This is a genomic window from Tumebacillus lacus (genome assembly GCF_026410385.1).
GTDB classification, from domain to species: Bacteria; Bacillota; Bacilli; order Tumebacillales; family Tumebacillaceae; genus Tumebacillus; species Tumebacillus lacus.
This window is the reverse complement of sequence record NZ_JAPMLT010000001.1, coordinates 84,638-98,952: the sequence shown is the minus strand read 5'-3', so window position 1 is coordinate 98,952 and position 14,315 is coordinate 84,638. Positions and strand designations below refer to the sequence as shown.

Here is a 14,315-nt window from a genome sequence, read left to right as displayed (position 1 = left end):
AAGATTCGAATTGACAAAATTCTTACTTTTCTATAGAATGACGGCGTAGCACTCAAAAAAATCATACAAATATTGCGACAATTATTGTTGCCAAGGAGGATCTCTTTCGTCATGTTACCGAATCCATCCAACAACAAACTACAGTCCGCGCAACTGGGGGATCAGTTTAGTTCCACTGGCTTTATCCTCGCAGCAATCGGCTCTTCTGTAGGCCTTGGGAACATGTGGAAGTTCCCGTACATCACTGGCATGTACGGCGGCGCTGCCTTCTTCCTCGTGTTCATCGGCTGTCTGATCTTCGTCGGTCTCCCGGTCTTGCTCGCGGAGATGGCGATCGGTCGCGGCGGACGCGGTTCTGCCGTATCGGCGTTCAACACGCTGTCCGGCTCCAAGTATTGGGGCGCGTTTGGCTTCCTCGCCGTCCTCGGCGCGTTTGCGATCATGTCCTACTACGGCGTCATCGCCGGCTGGACGATGCACTACTCGCTGATCTCGATCACCGGATCGCTCTTTGAAAATGCGGACTACACCAGCACGTTCGGTTCCTTTGTCGGCGGCTACACGCCGCTGATCTGGACGGTGATCGCCTTCCTCGTCACCGGCGTTGTCATCGCACGAGGCATCAAAGGCGGCATCGAAAAATTCAACAAAATCCTCATCCCGGGCCTGATGATCCTTCTGGTGATCTTGATGGTTCGCGGCCTGACGCTTCCGGGCGCAGGTGCAGGCGTCGAGTTCTTCCTCAAGCCTGATTTCTCGAAACTGACCACCCAATCGGTTCTCGTCGCACTGGGACATGCCTTCTTCTCCTTGTCGCTGGGTATGGGCACCATGCTCACGTACGGCACCTACGTCCACCGTCAACAATCGCTCGGCAAAGCGGCCGTCGCAGTTGGTTTCGGCGACCTGATGTACGCGCTGATCGCAGGTCTGATCATCTTCCCGACGATCTTCTCCTACGGCATCGAGCCGGGTCAAGGCCCGGGCCTCGTGTTCATGGCGCTCCCGGCTGCCTTTGCCGCGATGCCGCTCGGCAACCTGTTTGGCTTCCTGTTCTTCATCCTGCTGGCTGTCGCAGCTCTGACCTCCGCAGTCTCCCTGCTGGAAGTTCCGGTCACCTGGGCGATGGACAAACTCAAGATGTCCCGCGCAAAAGCTGCTTTCTGGGTCACCCTGATCTGCTTCATCGTCGGCATCCCGTCGGCTCTGTCCTTCGGTGTTCTGGCTGACTTTGCACCGGGCGGCAAAACGTACTTCGACTGGTTCGACTTCATCTCGTCGAACGTCCTGCTGCCGGTCGGCGGCCTGCTCGTCACCCTGTTCACCGGCTACGCTTGGAAGAGAGCGGGCGAAGAAGCGGGTCTCACCGGTCCGATCTACAAGATCTGGATGTTCCTGCTGCGCTATGTGGCACCGGTGCTCATCATCGTGATCTTCCTCTTCTCGCTGGGCGTCATCAAGTTCGAATAGTGAGAAACAAGAAACCGTCGGTTCGCCGACGGTTTTTTTGTTTGGTATAATCAGGACAAGGAGGGGAACGAGATGACCAAAACGTTAAAATTCAAAGGCCACAAAGTGACGATCACACGCGACCGCATCGCTGAAGAGGATCGCGACCCCGATCTCGTCTATTATGAGATTCGCGCGGATGACGAGCGACCGTTCTTGCCGATCGTCATCGAAAGCACCGCTGCCACCGATTTTTGGGGCACGATGATCGCAGAGCAAGAGATCGAGTTCAACAACGGCGAATTCCAATCCCTGAACGAAGACCTCGGGATGAAACTCGCCCGCGGCTTTGGACTGGTCGAGTAGCTTGCTGCCCCCTGCGGCATCCACAAAAAACGCCCTGTCAGCCGACAGAGCGTTTTTTTGTTCGGTTGCAGTCTGAGTCGTCGCCACGCGGGCATCGTAAGTCTTGGCATCCACGCAAGCCGGTTTCCCCGTTGCTCTACGAGGAAGTTCAAGCTGACCTTGTTAGCGACGCTTGACTGCCCTGACAGCAGGAGTACGACCTTTTCATGGGTCTGGGCATAGTCGAGCACATCTCGTGCTGAGATCGCCCGTTTTGCGGCCGCCAGAGCCGCATCGCTGTCACGCTCACCGATGTGTTGACCAGTAACCGTCTGCACACGCCGCCTTTTCGACTGAATTTTTCGTCTGTTATTCAAATATCGAGTGATTACACCTTTTTCATACTGGCTTCACATTCGCGGTGTACGATCAGGATGTCAAAACAACATCACTCTCCCAAGGAGGAGTCACCGCATGAAACGTTTTGTCACGAAGGTTAAACAGTTCCTGGTCACCTTGCATGAAATCGACCGCGAATATGAGAAATATCGCTCCAACTCTCTGCAATCTGTCATCTGACTTTCAACGGGACCGCCCAACGCACGGGTGGTCCTCTGTTTTGTTACAAAAAACGGCTTGACTTTATCAATCGCACTGTGAAAAAATAAAAGGCGTTACACCCCCCCTTTTGATCCTCGAAATCCCCTCGTAAGGAGACCTCGAAATGCCCAACAAAAAATTCCTTTTGGAAAAGTATCGCCTCTGTCCCGAGCAGGACGCCAAGCACATGGGTCTGTTCCCGGAGATGATGAAATCCCTCGCCAAGCTCGCCCTCTATCTGCAGGACGCCCCCTTGCGTCGCACCGTCCCCTTGATCCTTTGGAATGAGTTCTGGCTCGACCGCGCCTTCAGCGCCGAAAACCACACCCGCTACAAACGAGGACGAGTCATCTATGCCGACCTCGGCGCGTTTAACATCGGCTCGGAAACCTCCTACCGTCACCCCTGCCTGATCCTCTACGAAGGCCGCAACTGGGCCCTCGTCGCCCCGATGACCAGCAAGAAATACGGCGACCCTGTCGTCCTCCACTACGACCTCTCCTTGCACTACCCCTTCGATACCCCCACCACCTTGCAACTCGATGCGATCAAAGTGATCGACAAGCGGCGCATCCTTGGCTACTTTGTCTCCAAATCCCAACACGAATGCATGCCATACGGTGTGGAACTCTCCGACTTTGACCCGATTGTGATCGACAAAAAAGACTTGGACATGATCGACGAGCTGTTAGCCCGTCATTTCACGCCAAGCCTTTATAAGTCCATGATACGCTCCCGCTATCGGCAGGAGCAATTGGAGATCGAAAACGAACTGCTGCGCCAAGAGATCGACGCCATCAAACACGGCCGTCCGTTCCTCTATAAGGCTTCCTCAAGCGATCAAGAGTGAGCCATTCGACCTGATCACTCCAGGAAGCCCAGCTCAGATCTTGCCGAGCATCATCATCGTCATCCGGGCGGCATGCTGCTCCGCTTCCTTTTTCGAACGCCCCGACCCTTCGCCCATCGGCTTTTGGTCGAGCATCACGCGGGCGACAAACTCGCGGTTGTGCGCCGGGCCACGTTCTTCGAGGATCTGGTAGACGAGCGCGCCGAGCCCTTCACGCTGGACATGCTCTTGCAACATGGTCTTGTAGTCGGACAGAAGCGGCGCATTGACGTCTTGGAGTTCCGAGACGACGAAGCGATGCAGGAAATCCTTGACTGCCATCAGTCCCTGATCAAGATAGAAAGCCCCGACAAACGCCTCAAACACATCGGCGAGCAACGCCGGACGCTTGCGGCCGCCGGAGATCTCCTCACCGCGCCCGAGCCGGATGTACTTGTCGAACTCCAGCTTGGTGGCAAAACGCACCAGCGACGGTTCACAGACGATCGCAGCCCGCAGACGGGTCAACTCTCCCTCCGGCATCTTCGGATACTTCAAAAACAGATACTCACTGACGAGCAGTTCCAACACAGCATCGCCGAGGAACTCCAGCCGCTCGTTGTCCTGACCGGCCTCCGTGCGATGTTCGTTGCGGTACGAGGCGTGTGTGAACGCCTGTTTCAACAGCTTGCGATTCTCAAACTTGATGTCCAAATTCGACAGCAGTTTCTCGAATTGACCCATCATCTGCTCACCTGACCCTAAAATGGAGATGCCCTGGCACCCGTTGCCGGAATGCCAGGGAAGAACGTGTTGCTCAGTCGTTATATTTTCTTATAATGATCGACGCATTATGCCCGCCAAATCCAAGAGAATTGGACATGACATATTCGACATCCGCTTTGCGCGCTACATTGGCCACATAGTCGAGGTCGCAACCTTCACCCGGTTGGTCGAGGTTGGTCGTCGGCGGCAAGATGCCTTCGCGCAACGCTTGCACGCAGGCGACCGCTTCGATTGCGCCCGCAGCACCCAGCAGATGACCGGTCATCGACTTGGTCGACGACATCGCCAGTTTGTAGGCATGCTCGCCAAACGCGCTCTTCACAGCTTGCGTCTCGAAGAAATCATTGAACTCGGTCGAGGTGCCGTGTGCGTTGATGTAGCCGATTGCGCTCGGTTCGATCCCCGCGTCATGCAGTGCCGCCTTCATCGCCCGCGCCGCCCCTTCGCCTTCCGGAGCCGGTGCGGTGATGTGGTAGGCGTCGCCGCTCATGCCGTAGCCGACCACTTCGGCGAGGATTGTCGCACCGCGCTTCTTCGCGTGTTCCAACTCTTCCAGCACGAGCACGCCCGCACCTTCGCCGAGGACAAAGCCGTCACGATCCTTATCAAACGGGCGAGACGCTTTTTCCGGCGTTTCGTTGTAGGATGTGGACATCGCTTTCGCCGCGTTGAACCCGGCCACTGTCAGCGGCAGCACCGCTGCCTCCGATCCGCCGGTCAGCATGACGTCAGCCGCGCCCCGTTCGATGATCTTGGAAGCATCGCCGATCGCGTTGGTGCCGGTCGCGCACGCCGAGATCGGCGAGGAGTTCGGACCTTTGGCGCCAAAGTAGATCGAAACTTGGCCGGACGCCATGTCACCGATCATCATCGGGATGAAGAACGGGGACACGCGGCGCGGACCGCGCTCTTTCAAGATCGAGTGTTGCTCGCACAGCGTCTCGAGACCGCCGATGCCGGAGCCGATGTAAACACCGACGCGCTCTGCGTTCTCCTGATCGAGTTTCAGACCCGATTGATTCATCGCTTGGATCGCCGCCGCCACCGAATACTGCACGAAACGGTCCATTTTGCGAGCTTCTTTTCTATCGATAAAGTCTTCCGGATTGAAGTCGACCACTTGGCCTGCAATCGTTGTGGCAAAGCCCTCTGTGTCAAAGCGGTCAATCTTCCGGATTCCTGATTTTCCGTTGATCAAGCTGTTCCAAAACGTCTCGACGTCATTCCCGACCGGAGAAATGACACCCATACCGGTGATTACTACACGTCTTTTCATGTTGAGAGTCACCTTCGCTTTACAGTGCTATTGTAGCTGTTCGTCATACGTAGAGAAAAGAGAAGTCCCGATCGTGCAGTTGTGCGTCACGGGACTCCTCCATTTCAACGGTGAAGATTACTTCTGAGAAGCAATGTACGTGACGACGTCACCTACAGTGTTGATCTTTTCAGCATCTTCATCGGAGATTTCCATATCGAACTCGTCTTCCAGTTCCATTACCAGTTCGACTACGTCCAGGGAGTCTGCGCCGAGGTCGTCTTTGAAAGAAGACTGCAGAGAGATTTCACCCTCTTCGACACCCAGACGATCTACGATGATGTTTTTTACGCGGTCAAAGATTTCTGCGGACATTATGTGTTCACCTCCCCTCAAGAGTCAACGGTTGCACGACGACGATTCGTTACATCACCATGCCGCCGTCGATGTTCAGCACTTGGCCGGTGATATAAGCGGCCTTGTCGGACGCCAAGAACGAAACGGCGTTCGCGATATCTTCAGGGCGACCGAGCCGCTGCAGCGGGATCGCCTCAAACAGCTTGCCTTTCACATCCTCGCCGAGCTTGTCGGTCATGTCCGTCTCGATGTAACCCGGTGCCACCGCATTGACGGTGATGCCGCGAGACGACAGTTCCTTCGCGTTCGACTTGGTCAGCCCGATCACGCCCGCTTTGGCCGAGACGTAGTTGGCTTGACCCGGGTTGCCGATCACGCCCACCACCGAGGTGATGTTGATGATCCGACCTGCACGTTGTTTCATCATTGTGCGAGCGACAGCCTTCGTGCAGTGAAACACGCCTTTGAGGTTGGTGTTCAACACGCTGTCCCACTCCTCCTCCTTCATGCGAATGAGGAGATTGTCGCGGGTGATGCCGGCGTTGTTGACGAGGATGTCGACCCGACCGAACGCGTCGAGCGTCGACTGCACCATCTTCTCCGCGTCTTCATAGCTTGCGACGTCGCCTTGCACAGCAATCGCTTCGCCGCCTTGCTCTTTGATCATCGCCACCACTTCTTCAGCGGCCGATTGACTGCCTGCATAGTTGACGACGACCTTCGCGCCTTGCGAGGCCAACTCAAGGCTGATCGCGCGGCCGATCCCGCGAGAGCCGCCGGTGACCAGTGCTACTTTTCCGCTTAACATGGCTGTTATTCCCCCTTGATGGCTGCGAGCGCGGCGTCGAGCGTCTCCGGCGTCTGGATCGAGAACGTCTGGAGCTTACGGTCGACCTTCTTGATCAAGCCGGAGAGCACTTTGCCCGGGCCGATCTCGACGAACGTGTCGACACCGAGTTCCAGCATCGTGCGCACCGAGTCCTCCCAGAGGACTGCCGATGCCACCTGCTCTTTGAGCGCGGTACGGATCTCGTTTGCGGTGCTGACCGGAGACGCCGTGCAGTTGGCGATCACCGGAACTTGCGCATCGCGGACATCCGCTGCCGCCAGTTGCTCAGCCAGTCGGTCTGCTGCCGGCGCCATCAACGAGGAGTGGAACGGACCGCTGACGACCAGCGGAATCACCCGCACGCCGCTGCGATCGAGCTCCTTGATCACCTCGCCCGCCTTCGACACCGCCTCCGCTTTGCCGGAGATGACGATCTGACCCGGGCAGTTGACGTTTGCCAGTTCAACCGGACCGTGAGCCGCGCTCACGTCGGCGCAGATCGCAGACAGTTCCTCGCGATCCATGCCCATCACGGCACTCATCGCCCCTTGACCGGCCGGAACCGCCTCGTCCATGTAGGTGCCGCGCATATGTACCAGACGCACTGCGTCCGAGAATGTCAGCGCACCGGCTGCCACAAGCGCGGAGTACTCGCCCAGCGAGTGCCCCGCCGTGCACACCGGCACGATGCCTTCTTTTTTAAACACTTCGTACAGAGCGATGCTGGCCGTCAAGATCGCGGGTTGGGTGTAGTAGGTCAGGCGGAGCTTGTCCTCCGGACCTTCCCAGATGATCTCTGACAAAGAGAATCCCAGCGCTTCGTCCGCTTGTTTGAAGATCGCGGCCGCCTCCGGATAGGCATCGGCCATCGCCTTGCCCATGCCGACGACTTGCGCTCCCTGTCCAGGGAATACAAATGCGTACTTCGACATTGTCGCTACCTCCTCGCGTCTTCTCTTACCAACTACCAGCGGACGACTGTCGCGCCCCAGGTCAGCCCAGCGCCGAACCCGCAGAGGACGAGCAAGTCACCCTCTTGAATCTTACCAGTTCGTACCGCTTCGTCAAGTGCCACAGGTATCGAAGCGGACGACATGTTGCCGTAGCGATCCAAATTGACGAACACTTTTTCCGGGTCGAGACCCAAACGGTTCGTGGCCGCGTCGATGATCCGAACGTTGGCCTGGTGCGGGATCAGGTAGTCGATATCGTCCTTTGTATAGCCCGCCTTTTTCAAAGCGGCCTCCGACGAGGAACCGATCACGCGCACCGCAAATTTAAACACTTCGCTCCCGGCCATGGAGATATAGTGTTGGCGTGCCAACACACTCTCTTGGGAAGCCGGAATCCGCGAACCGCCCGCCTGTTGAATCAACAGTTGACCGCCGCCGCCGTCCGCGCCCATCTCGAAGGACAAAAATCCTTTCCCCTCTTCTACCGTGCCCAGAACGGCCGCACCGGCACCGTCGCCAAAGAGCACACAGGTGGAGCGATCTTCAAAGTCCATGATCTTTGACAGCGTCTCCACGCCGATCACGAGCGCATAGCGGTACATGCCCGTCTGCAACATCGGAACGGCCGTCGAGAGCGCGTACAGGAAGGAAGAGCAGCCGGCCGACAGATCAAAAGCGGCTGCCTGTTTCGCACCGATGCGCTCCTGCACGAGGCAGGCCGTCGCCGGAAACATGTGGTCGGGCGTGACGGTGGCGCAGATCACCACACCGATCTCTTCCGGCGTGATGCCCGCCGCCTGCATCGCCTTTTCTGCGGCCAAGACCGCCAAGTCAGAACTCGCCGTGTCGCGATCAGCGATGCGCCGCTCACGAATCCCCGTGCGGGTACGAATCCATTCGTCACTGGTGTCCACTCGCAGCGCGAGATCGTCATTGGTGAGCACTTGCTCTGGAACTGCGGAACCCGTCCCCAAAATACCAACAGGAATCTTGGTCACTCTGTCGTTCTCCTCTCCCGTAAAACCATGATGCTATCGGCTCAGACTGTCTCCGTCGTTTTGGTCAGATCGGTGCGGATCTGCTCCAAGACGTTGCCGTCGAGGAAGCGAATCGCCTGCGTGATCGCCATCTGGAAGGCACGGTCGTTGGACGAACCGTGCGCCTTGATCACTGCGCCGTCAATGCCAAGCAGCGGAGCGCCGCCGTATTCGGTATAGTCGAAACGTTTTTTAAACGCGGTCAGACCCGGTTTCAAGACCGCAGCTGCCAACTTGGACAACGTGTTGGCCAAAAAGATGCGCTTCAGTTGGTCAAACAACCCCAAGCCGAAACCCTCTATCAGTTTCAACATATTGTTGCCGGTAAAACCATCGGCGACCAAAACATCGCAACGATCGTTCAGCGCTTCCCGCGCCTCGATGTTGCCGGCGAAGCGGAACGGCCCGTTTTCCAAAAGCCCGTAGGCTTCTTTGCGCAACTTGTCCCCTTTGCCCGGCTCGGAGCCGACGTTGAGCAGACCGATGCGCGGCTCTGGCATCCCGAGCACGACCTTGGCGTAAACGTTGGCCATCAAAGCGTATTGATACAGGTGGTTCGCCTCGGCGTCCATATTGGCACCGACGTCGAGCACCAGCATCGCCTTGCCGCCCATCGTCGGCCAGACCGAAGCCAGCGCCGGACGGTCGATGTCGCGAATGCGGCCGACGACCAACAGACCCGCAGCCATCAGTGCGCCGGTGTTTCCGGCGGAGACGACGCCGTCCGCCTGTCCTTCTTTGACCATGCGGGCCGCGACGACCATCGAGGCGTCTTTTTTGCGACGGACGGCGCGCACAGGCTCGTCCTCCGCTTCAATCACTTCTGTGGTATGCACGACCTCAATGTTGCGCGGGGCATCTTGTCCAAGGCAACGCTTGATCGCGTTTTCATCCCCGACCAGCACCAGCGTAACGGCCGGGTTTTCACGGGCTGCGAGCACGGTGCCGGCAACAATCGCGTCCGGCGCGTTGTCACCGCCCATCGCATCAATCGCGATTTTCAACAGGCGCCCCTCCATTCTCCATTCTATGCACTGTCATTTTAAATACTACAAATTGACCTTCGAACACATATTCGTCGCCCGATTTGGATCGAACCTCGACCAAAGCCCGGTCGTCGCGGTTTTCCACCACGACCGCCTTGGAGATCAATCGCTCGTTTTCTTTGACGGGTCGGATAAATCGCACCTCGGCGCTGCCTGTCAGCACGATCTCCGCGTCGATTACCGAGACGGCGAGCGAATTGGCCTGCGCAAACAAGTAGTGTCCCCTGGCGATCTTGGTCCGGGAGAACACGTGCTCCGGGCTGATCTCCAAGATCGAGATCGCCATCCGGTTGAGATCGAGCTCGATCAACTCACCGATCACCTCGGTGACCTCCAGCGAGCGAAGTTCTTCCTGCTTGTTCGTGGCAACCGCTCGAATCCGCTCCCGCAGCTCCGGTATCCCGAGGGCGAGGCGATCCAGTCGGATCGTCTGCACGCTGACCCTAAAGCGCTCCGCCAGATCCTCATCGGTGAGGAACGGCTCGCTCTCGATCAGGGCGGTCAATTCATGTTGCCGTTGCCGTTTGTTCCTTACAGCAGCCATATGTATCACCCTCCTCACCCAGGGCTTCTAGTCGCTCATAGTACCTAGTGCTAGAACAAGTATATAAAAAAAGAACCGTTCGTACAACCGATTTCTTTGTCGGAACGTTTCTTTTTTTGCGGTGCGATTTTCGGAGTCTTTTTGCTGAACAAAGTAAAAAAGCAAGTGGCTGATGCACACTTGCTTTTTAACGCGCAAGAATTAGTTGTTTTCAACAACGGTGCGGCCTTTGTAGGAACCGCAGTTCTTGCAGATGCGATGAGCCAGCTTCATTTCATGGCATTGCGGGCATTCAACCATACCCGGAGCCGAGATCTTGAAGTGCGTACGGCGCATGCGCTTACGCGTCTTGGACGTGCGTCGCTGTGGTACTGCCATCTTAAAAACACCTCCTTACCAGAAAAGGCAAAAAAGCTTACTAGGAATCTTTTTCAAAAAACTTGGCCAGATCTGCCAGTCGAGGATCGATTCGTTCCGTGTTGCACGAACACGTCACCTCGTTGCGGTTTACGCCGCACTCTGGACACAATCCAGCACAATCTTGTTTGCATACCGGATTATACGGCAGAGCGAGATGAACCGCTTGCTCAAGATGAGGCGAAAGATCAAGGGTGTCCCCTGTTACCGGGGTGCGATCTTGCTCATCAAGGCCCGCGAACAGATCGGCTTCGGAAAGCTCGTCATCCTCTTTCTGTACAAAGTGCTCTGCGATCGGAACGTGCAACTCTTCCGTGAAATCGCAGAGGCATCGGGAACAACGGTAGGTAGCTCTGCTCTTAAGATCACCCTTGACGATACCGATCCCGTTCGTTTCCGAACCGTGCACCTGAACATCAAAAGGCTCAATGGCGATCAATTGTCGATTCTCTTTGGTGAGATTCGGCCATTCGATCGTCTCGTGCAGAGATACGCCTTCCGAGCGCTCTCTCAAATCACGCCAACGCAGTTTCAACGATATCACCTCGTAAGCAACAGAGTTCATTATAGCTAGTGATTGGCAAATTGTCAATAAAGAGTCTGATTGCTATAATGACGCTAGAAATGGAGTCCGGGAGGGGATTTTCTCATGCATGCCTCAACTCACGTCACCGGCGTGATCGTTGAATACAACCCGATGCACAACGGCCACCTCTATCACGTCGAACAGGCCCGCTTGTCCACTGGAGCAGACGCTGTTGTCGCCGTGATGAGCGGCCACTTTCTTCAGCGCGGGGAACCGGCGATTCTGAACAAATGGGCCCGCGCCCAGATGGCGCTCGCGCAAGGTGTCGACCTCGTGCTGGAGATGCCTGTCGCGTATTCGACGCAGAGCGCGTCGTGGTTCGCCTACGGGTCGGTGGCTGTGCTCGACCGTCTCGGCGTCGTCGACTCGCTGTGCTTTGGCAGCGAGAGCGGCGACATCGCAGCATTGCAAACGCTTAGCACCATCATAGCGGACGAACCCCCGCTTCTACAAGAGTATATTCGCGAAGAATTGGCAAAAGGTCAATCTTATCCCCGGGCCGCCTCCGCCGCGCTCGTCCGCTACGCGTCGGGCGACGCCGGATTGGACGCCGCTCTGGCCGCCTCGCCGAACAACATGCTCGGCCTCGAATACCTGGCTGCCCTGCACAAGCTCGGCTCTTCGATCCGACCGACGACGATCACCCGCATCGCGGCAGGCTACAACGAGGAGCGGATCACCCACCCGAAGATCGCCAGCGCGACTGCGATCCGCAAAGCGACCCTCGAGACCGGGCTCGCGACCGCAGAACCGCTTCTCCCCGCCACCTCCTACCGCATCCTTCAAGCGGAGTTTGCCGCAGGACGCGGGCCGATGCGGTGGGAAAACTTCGCCCAGACGATCTTCTCTCTGCTCCTGCGCGCCACTCCGGCCGAGCTGTCCGGCTATGTCGGCGTCGACGAAGGGCTGGAGCACCGTCTTCTGGAAGCCGCCAGAAACGCGCAGACGGTGCAAGAACTGATCTCTTTGGTCAAGACCAAACGTTTCACTTGGACGAAGATCCAACGGGCTCTGACGGCGATTTTGCTGGGGCTGACCCGCGACCAACAAGCGGCGCTCCGCATGGCTGACGGACCGGACTATATCCGCGTTCTCGGCTTTACCGAGCGGGGCCGCCGGTTGCTCAGGCAGGCAACCGAGGTCGCTCGTGTCCCTATTCTGACCAACTTGCCAAAAGAAAAATCTCCGATGTTGGAGCTGGACATCCGTGCCAGCCGCCTCTACGCGCAAGGCTATCCCATCCCGCAGCCGGGCGCGCCTCAATGGGATTATACCCGCCGCGTCGAACGTTTTGACCAACAGGTCAAAGCAGACAAAAAAGGTCCCCAGCTCTAGGCTGGCGGACCTTTTTATTTGCCTGTCTTGGGCGGCAGTTTCTCCAAGTAGTCAATCGCCTCTTGCAGCGTCGCCACCGGCACCACTTTGATGTCTTTGTAGCCGAGCTTTTCCGCTTCATCCAAGATGTCTTTGGTGTTTGCGTCTTCCGCGTCCACGTCAGCCGGGGAGAAGAAGATCTCCGCCCCCTCTTCATGAGCTGCGACGATCTTGTGGCGGATGCCGCCGATCTGGCCAACCTCGCCCTTTTGGTTCATCGTGCCCGTGCCGGCGATGCGGTACCCTTTGGTCAGGTCGCCCTTGGTCGCCTGCGAGTAGATCTCCAGCGAGAACATCAGCCCGGCCGACGGGCCGCCGATGTCTTCCGCGTTGATCGTCACCTTGCGCGGCAGATCCAGCGAGATCTCGTTCTCAGGCAAAATGCCGAGGCCGACCTTTTTCGGGACGCCGGGGTCGGTCTGATTTTCCACGCCCAGCTCGACCACTTCGATCGTCGACTTTTTGGTTGCGCCGTCGCGGCTGTACGTCAACTCGACGCGGTCGCCCGGCTTTTTGTTGTGATTCATATAATCGATCAGGTCTTCCGCCCGCGTCATCGCCTTGCCGTCGACTTTTGTGATCACATCGCCGACCTCGAGCACGCCGGCCGCTTTGGAAGCGGGGACGATGCTTTTGACAAAGATGCCTTTGTTGTCGATCTTGACCTCTTCGCCGGCACTGTGGAGCCCTGCGATGATGGCGTTTTGCTGCGAGGTGTCCATCATGTGTTTGAGCAGACGTTCATACTCCGCGTCGCTCATCCCCTGCTTGACCTCTTCCTCACGGCGCAGCTCGCTGTGCGGTGCGACGTACCCGTAGGCGAGGTAGTAGATGTTGCTCGCTTTGATCGACATGACGGTGGTCAGCATCAGCGTGCCTTGCTCATCCTTTTCCCCGCCCTCGACGGTGACTTTCGGCGACAGTTCTTCCGCCGTGCCCGGTTGATAGATGTAGTACGGAGTAGGAATGAAGAAGGTGATGGCAAAAACGACGGTCAAAAGAGCACCGCGCAGATTTTTTTTGCCCAAAAAACGGGAGGAATCTTGTTGCTTGTTCATCAGGAGCCTCCATCTCGCCATTCATCTATGGTGTTGCGAATGTGTTCCGCCACTCGCTCGCACGCTTCACGCCCCAACGACACGCACTCGTCGATCTGCGTGAAGGCGGTCGAGGAGATGTGTCCAACATCCGGGCGGATCACGACGTCGGCGTTCAAGATCCGCGTGCGCAGGATCTCCCGCTCCATGATCTCAATCGACTGCGAGATCACGTCAAAGACGCTTTTGACCGCCGTCTGCTTTTCATACAGGCCGACGTCGACCGCAATGACGATGTCAGCCCCCATCTCCCGCGCCACCTGGATCGGAACGCGGTCGATCACCGCACCGTCGACCAACATCCGCCCTTGGTAACGATGTGGGATGAAAATGCCGGGGATCGAAATGCTCCCCCGCACCGCTTCGTGGATCGGCCCTTCGCGAAAGACGACCCGCTCGCCCCGCTCCACGTCGGTGGCGATGATCGCCAGCGGGATCGGCAGGTCTTCGATGTTTTGCCCTTTGGTTAAAAAGCGCGTCATCTCTTGAAACCGCTGCCCGTTGACAAAGCCCATCTTCGGCACCACAGAAAAATCGATCCAGTGCCGGCGTTTTAAATTGACCGCCAGCTGTTCGAGGTAACGCGTTTCCATCCCTGTGCAATAAAGAGCTCCGACCAATGATCCCATGCTGCACCCGGCGATCATGTCGACTTTCACGCCCATCTTTTCCAGCACTTGCAATACGCCGACGTGCGCAAAGCCCCTTGCGCCGCCCGCGCCCAGCGCGAGCCCGATTCGTGGTTGTCTGTCCTGCACCAGGTCTCTCCCTCCCCGTGCGTTCGGCTCTTACATGCTTATGTACCTGTCCG

The 14,315-nt window shown here is 57.3% G+C and carries 16 protein-coding genes; 4 read left to right on the top strand and 12 right to left on the bottom strand.

The window, feature by feature from the left end:
- Positions 1 to 111 precede the first annotated feature (111 nt).
- From OS242_RS00540 to OS242_RS00530, 3 genes are all read left to right on the top strand, one after another.
- A complete protein-coding gene (locus tag OS242_RS00540; RefSeq protein ID WP_267149706.1) occupies positions 112 to 1,470 on the top strand; it encodes a sodium-dependent transporter in 1,359 nt (452 codons plus the stop codon).
- Between the two features lie 72 nt (positions 1,471 to 1,542).
- Entirely contained in the window at positions 1,543 to 1,815 is a 273-nt protein-coding gene (locus OS242_RS00535) for an LPD28 domain-containing protein (protein ID WP_267149705.1), read from the top strand.
- A 703-nt stretch (positions 1,816 to 2,518) separates the two neighbouring features.
- The gene (locus tag OS242_RS00530; RefSeq protein ID WP_267149704.1) at positions 2,519 to 3,244 is read left to right on the top strand and encodes a type II toxin-antitoxin system PemK/MazF family toxin; all 726 of its coding nucleotides are present in this window, start codon (positions 2,519 to 2,521) and stop codon (positions 3,242 to 3,244) included.
- Between the two features lie 33 nt (positions 3,245 to 3,277).
- Here OS242_RS00530 and rnc read toward each other — a convergent pair whose 3' ends face one another.
- The 10 genes from rnc to OS242_RS00480 all read right to left on the bottom strand — a co-directional run bounded on the left by rnc (position 3,278) and on the right by OS242_RS00480 (position 10,982).
- The gene (gene rnc / locus OS242_RS00525) at positions 3,278 to 3,970 is read right to left on the bottom strand and encodes a ribonuclease III (RefSeq protein WP_267149703.1); all 693 of its coding nucleotides are present in this window, start codon (positions 3,968 to 3,970) and stop codon (positions 3,278 to 3,280) included.
- A 70-nt stretch (positions 3,971 to 4,040) separates the two neighbouring features.
- The gene (gene fabF / locus OS242_RS00520; protein ID WP_267149702.1) at positions 4,041 to 5,285 is read right to left on the bottom strand and encodes a beta-ketoacyl-ACP synthase II; all 1,245 of its coding nucleotides are present in this window, start codon (positions 5,283 to 5,285) and stop codon (positions 4,041 to 4,043) included.
- Positions 5,286 to 5,402: 117 nt separating this feature from the next.
- Complete coding sequence (gene acpP / locus OS242_RS00515; RefSeq protein WP_267149701.1) at positions 5,403 to 5,639, bottom strand: acyl carrier protein; 237 nt, start codon at positions 5,637 to 5,639, stop codon at positions 5,403 to 5,405.
- Positions 5,640 to 5,688: 49 nt separating this feature from the next.
- The gene (gene fabG, locus OS242_RS00510; RefSeq protein WP_267149700.1) at positions 5,689 to 6,429 is read right to left on the bottom strand and encodes a 3-oxoacyl-[acyl-carrier-protein] reductase; all 741 of its coding nucleotides are present in this window, start codon (positions 6,427 to 6,429) and stop codon (positions 5,689 to 5,691) included.
- Positions 6,430 to 6,434: 5 nt separating this feature from the next.
- On the bottom strand, positions 6,435 to 7,382 hold the full coding sequence (fabD, locus tag OS242_RS00505) for an ACP S-malonyltransferase (RefSeq protein WP_267149699.1): 948 nt from the start codon (positions 7,380 to 7,382) through the stop codon (positions 6,435 to 6,437).
- A 32-nt stretch (positions 7,383 to 7,414) separates the two neighbouring features.
- Positions 7,415 to 8,401, bottom strand: coding sequence for a beta-ketoacyl-ACP synthase III (locus OS242_RS00500; RefSeq protein WP_323372862.1), 987 nt, complete (start codon positions 8,399 to 8,401; stop codon positions 7,415 to 7,417).
- Positions 8,402 to 8,442: 41 nt separating this feature from the next.
- The gene (gene plsX, locus OS242_RS00495) at positions 8,443 to 9,444 is read right to left on the bottom strand and encodes a phosphate acyltransferase PlsX (protein ID WP_267149698.1); all 1,002 of its coding nucleotides are present in this window, start codon (positions 9,442 to 9,444) and stop codon (positions 8,443 to 8,445) included.
- Complete coding sequence (gene fapR / locus OS242_RS00490) at positions 9,428 to 10,030, bottom strand: transcription factor FapR (protein ID WP_267149697.1); 603 nt, start codon at positions 10,028 to 10,030, stop codon at positions 9,428 to 9,430. Before fapR ends, plsX begins: the two co-directional genes overlap by 17 nt.
- A gap of 201 nt (positions 10,031 to 10,231) precedes the next feature.
- Complete coding sequence (rpmF, locus tag OS242_RS00485) at positions 10,232 to 10,408, bottom strand: 50S ribosomal protein L32 (RefSeq protein WP_267149696.1); 177 nt, start codon at positions 10,406 to 10,408, stop codon at positions 10,232 to 10,234.
- Positions 10,409 to 10,448: 40 nt separating this feature from the next.
- Entirely contained in the window at positions 10,449 to 10,982 is a 534-nt protein-coding gene (locus OS242_RS00480; protein ID WP_267149695.1) for a YceD family protein, read from the bottom strand.
- 114 nt (positions 10,983 to 11,096) lie between these two features.
- Here OS242_RS00480 and OS242_RS00475 point away from each other — a divergent pair, with 114 nt between their 5' ends.
- A complete protein-coding gene (locus tag OS242_RS00475; protein WP_267149694.1) occupies positions 11,097 to 12,368 on the top strand; it encodes a nucleotidyltransferase in 1,272 nt (423 codons plus the stop codon).
- A gap of 14 nt (positions 12,369 to 12,382) precedes the next feature.
- On the opposite strand, the gene OS242_RS00470 is transcribed toward OS242_RS00475, so the two are convergent.
- Entirely contained in the window at positions 12,383 to 13,465 is a 1,083-nt protein-coding gene (locus tag OS242_RS00470) for a SepM family pheromone-processing serine protease (RefSeq protein ID WP_267149693.1), read from the bottom strand.
- Complete coding sequence (locus OS242_RS00465) at positions 13,465 to 14,265, bottom strand: patatin-like phospholipase family protein (RefSeq protein WP_267150404.1); 801 nt, start codon at positions 14,263 to 14,265, stop codon at positions 13,465 to 13,467. Before OS242_RS00465 ends, OS242_RS00470 begins: the two co-directional genes overlap by 1 nt.
- Positions 14,266 to 14,315: the final 50 nt, after the last annotated feature.

Excerpts from the sequence above, each read along its gene's own strand:
- fapR (WP_267149697.1), bottom strand. The coding sequence starts at position 10,030 with ATGGCTGCTGTAAGGAACAAACGGCAACGGCAACATGAATTGACCGCC.
- OS242_RS00540 (WP_267149706.1), top strand. The coding sequence starts at position 112 with ATGTTACCGAATCCATCCAACAACAAACTACAGTCCGCGCAACTGGGG.
- fabF (WP_267149702.1), bottom strand. The coding sequence starts at position 5,285 with ATGAAAAGACGTGTAGTAATCACCGGTATGGGTGTCATTTCTCCGGTC.
- OS242_RS00475 (WP_267149694.1), top strand. The coding sequence starts at position 11,097 with ATGCATGCCTCAACTCACGTCACCGGCGTGATCGTTGAATACAACCCG.
- rpmF (WP_267149696.1), bottom strand. The coding sequence starts at position 10,408 with ATGGCAGTACCACAGCGACGCACGTCCAAGACGCGTAAGCGCATGCGC.
- OS242_RS00530 (WP_267149704.1), top strand. The coding sequence starts at position 2,519 with ATGCCCAACAAAAAATTCCTTTTGGAAAAGTATCGCCTCTGTCCCGAG.
- OS242_RS00535 (WP_267149705.1), top strand. The coding sequence starts at position 1,543 with ATGACCAAAACGTTAAAATTCAAAGGCCACAAAGTGACGATCACACGC.
- fabD (WP_267149699.1), bottom strand. The coding sequence starts at position 7,382 with ATGTCGAAGTACGCATTTGTATTCCCTGGACAGGGAGCGCAAGTCGTC.
- OS242_RS00470 (WP_267149693.1), bottom strand. The coding sequence starts at position 13,465 with ATGAACAAGCAACAAGATTCCTCCCGTTTTTTGGGCAAAAAAAATCTG.
- rnc (WP_267149703.1), bottom strand. The coding sequence starts at position 3,970 with ATGATGGGTCAATTCGAGAAACTGCTGTCGAATTTGGACATCAAGTTT.
- fabG (WP_267149700.1), bottom strand. The coding sequence starts at position 6,429 with ATGTTAAGCGGAAAAGTAGCACTGGTCACCGGCGGCTCTCGCGGGATC.
- acpP (WP_267149701.1), bottom strand. The coding sequence starts at position 5,639 with ATGTCCGCAGAAATCTTTGACCGCGTAAAAAACATCATCGTAGATCGT.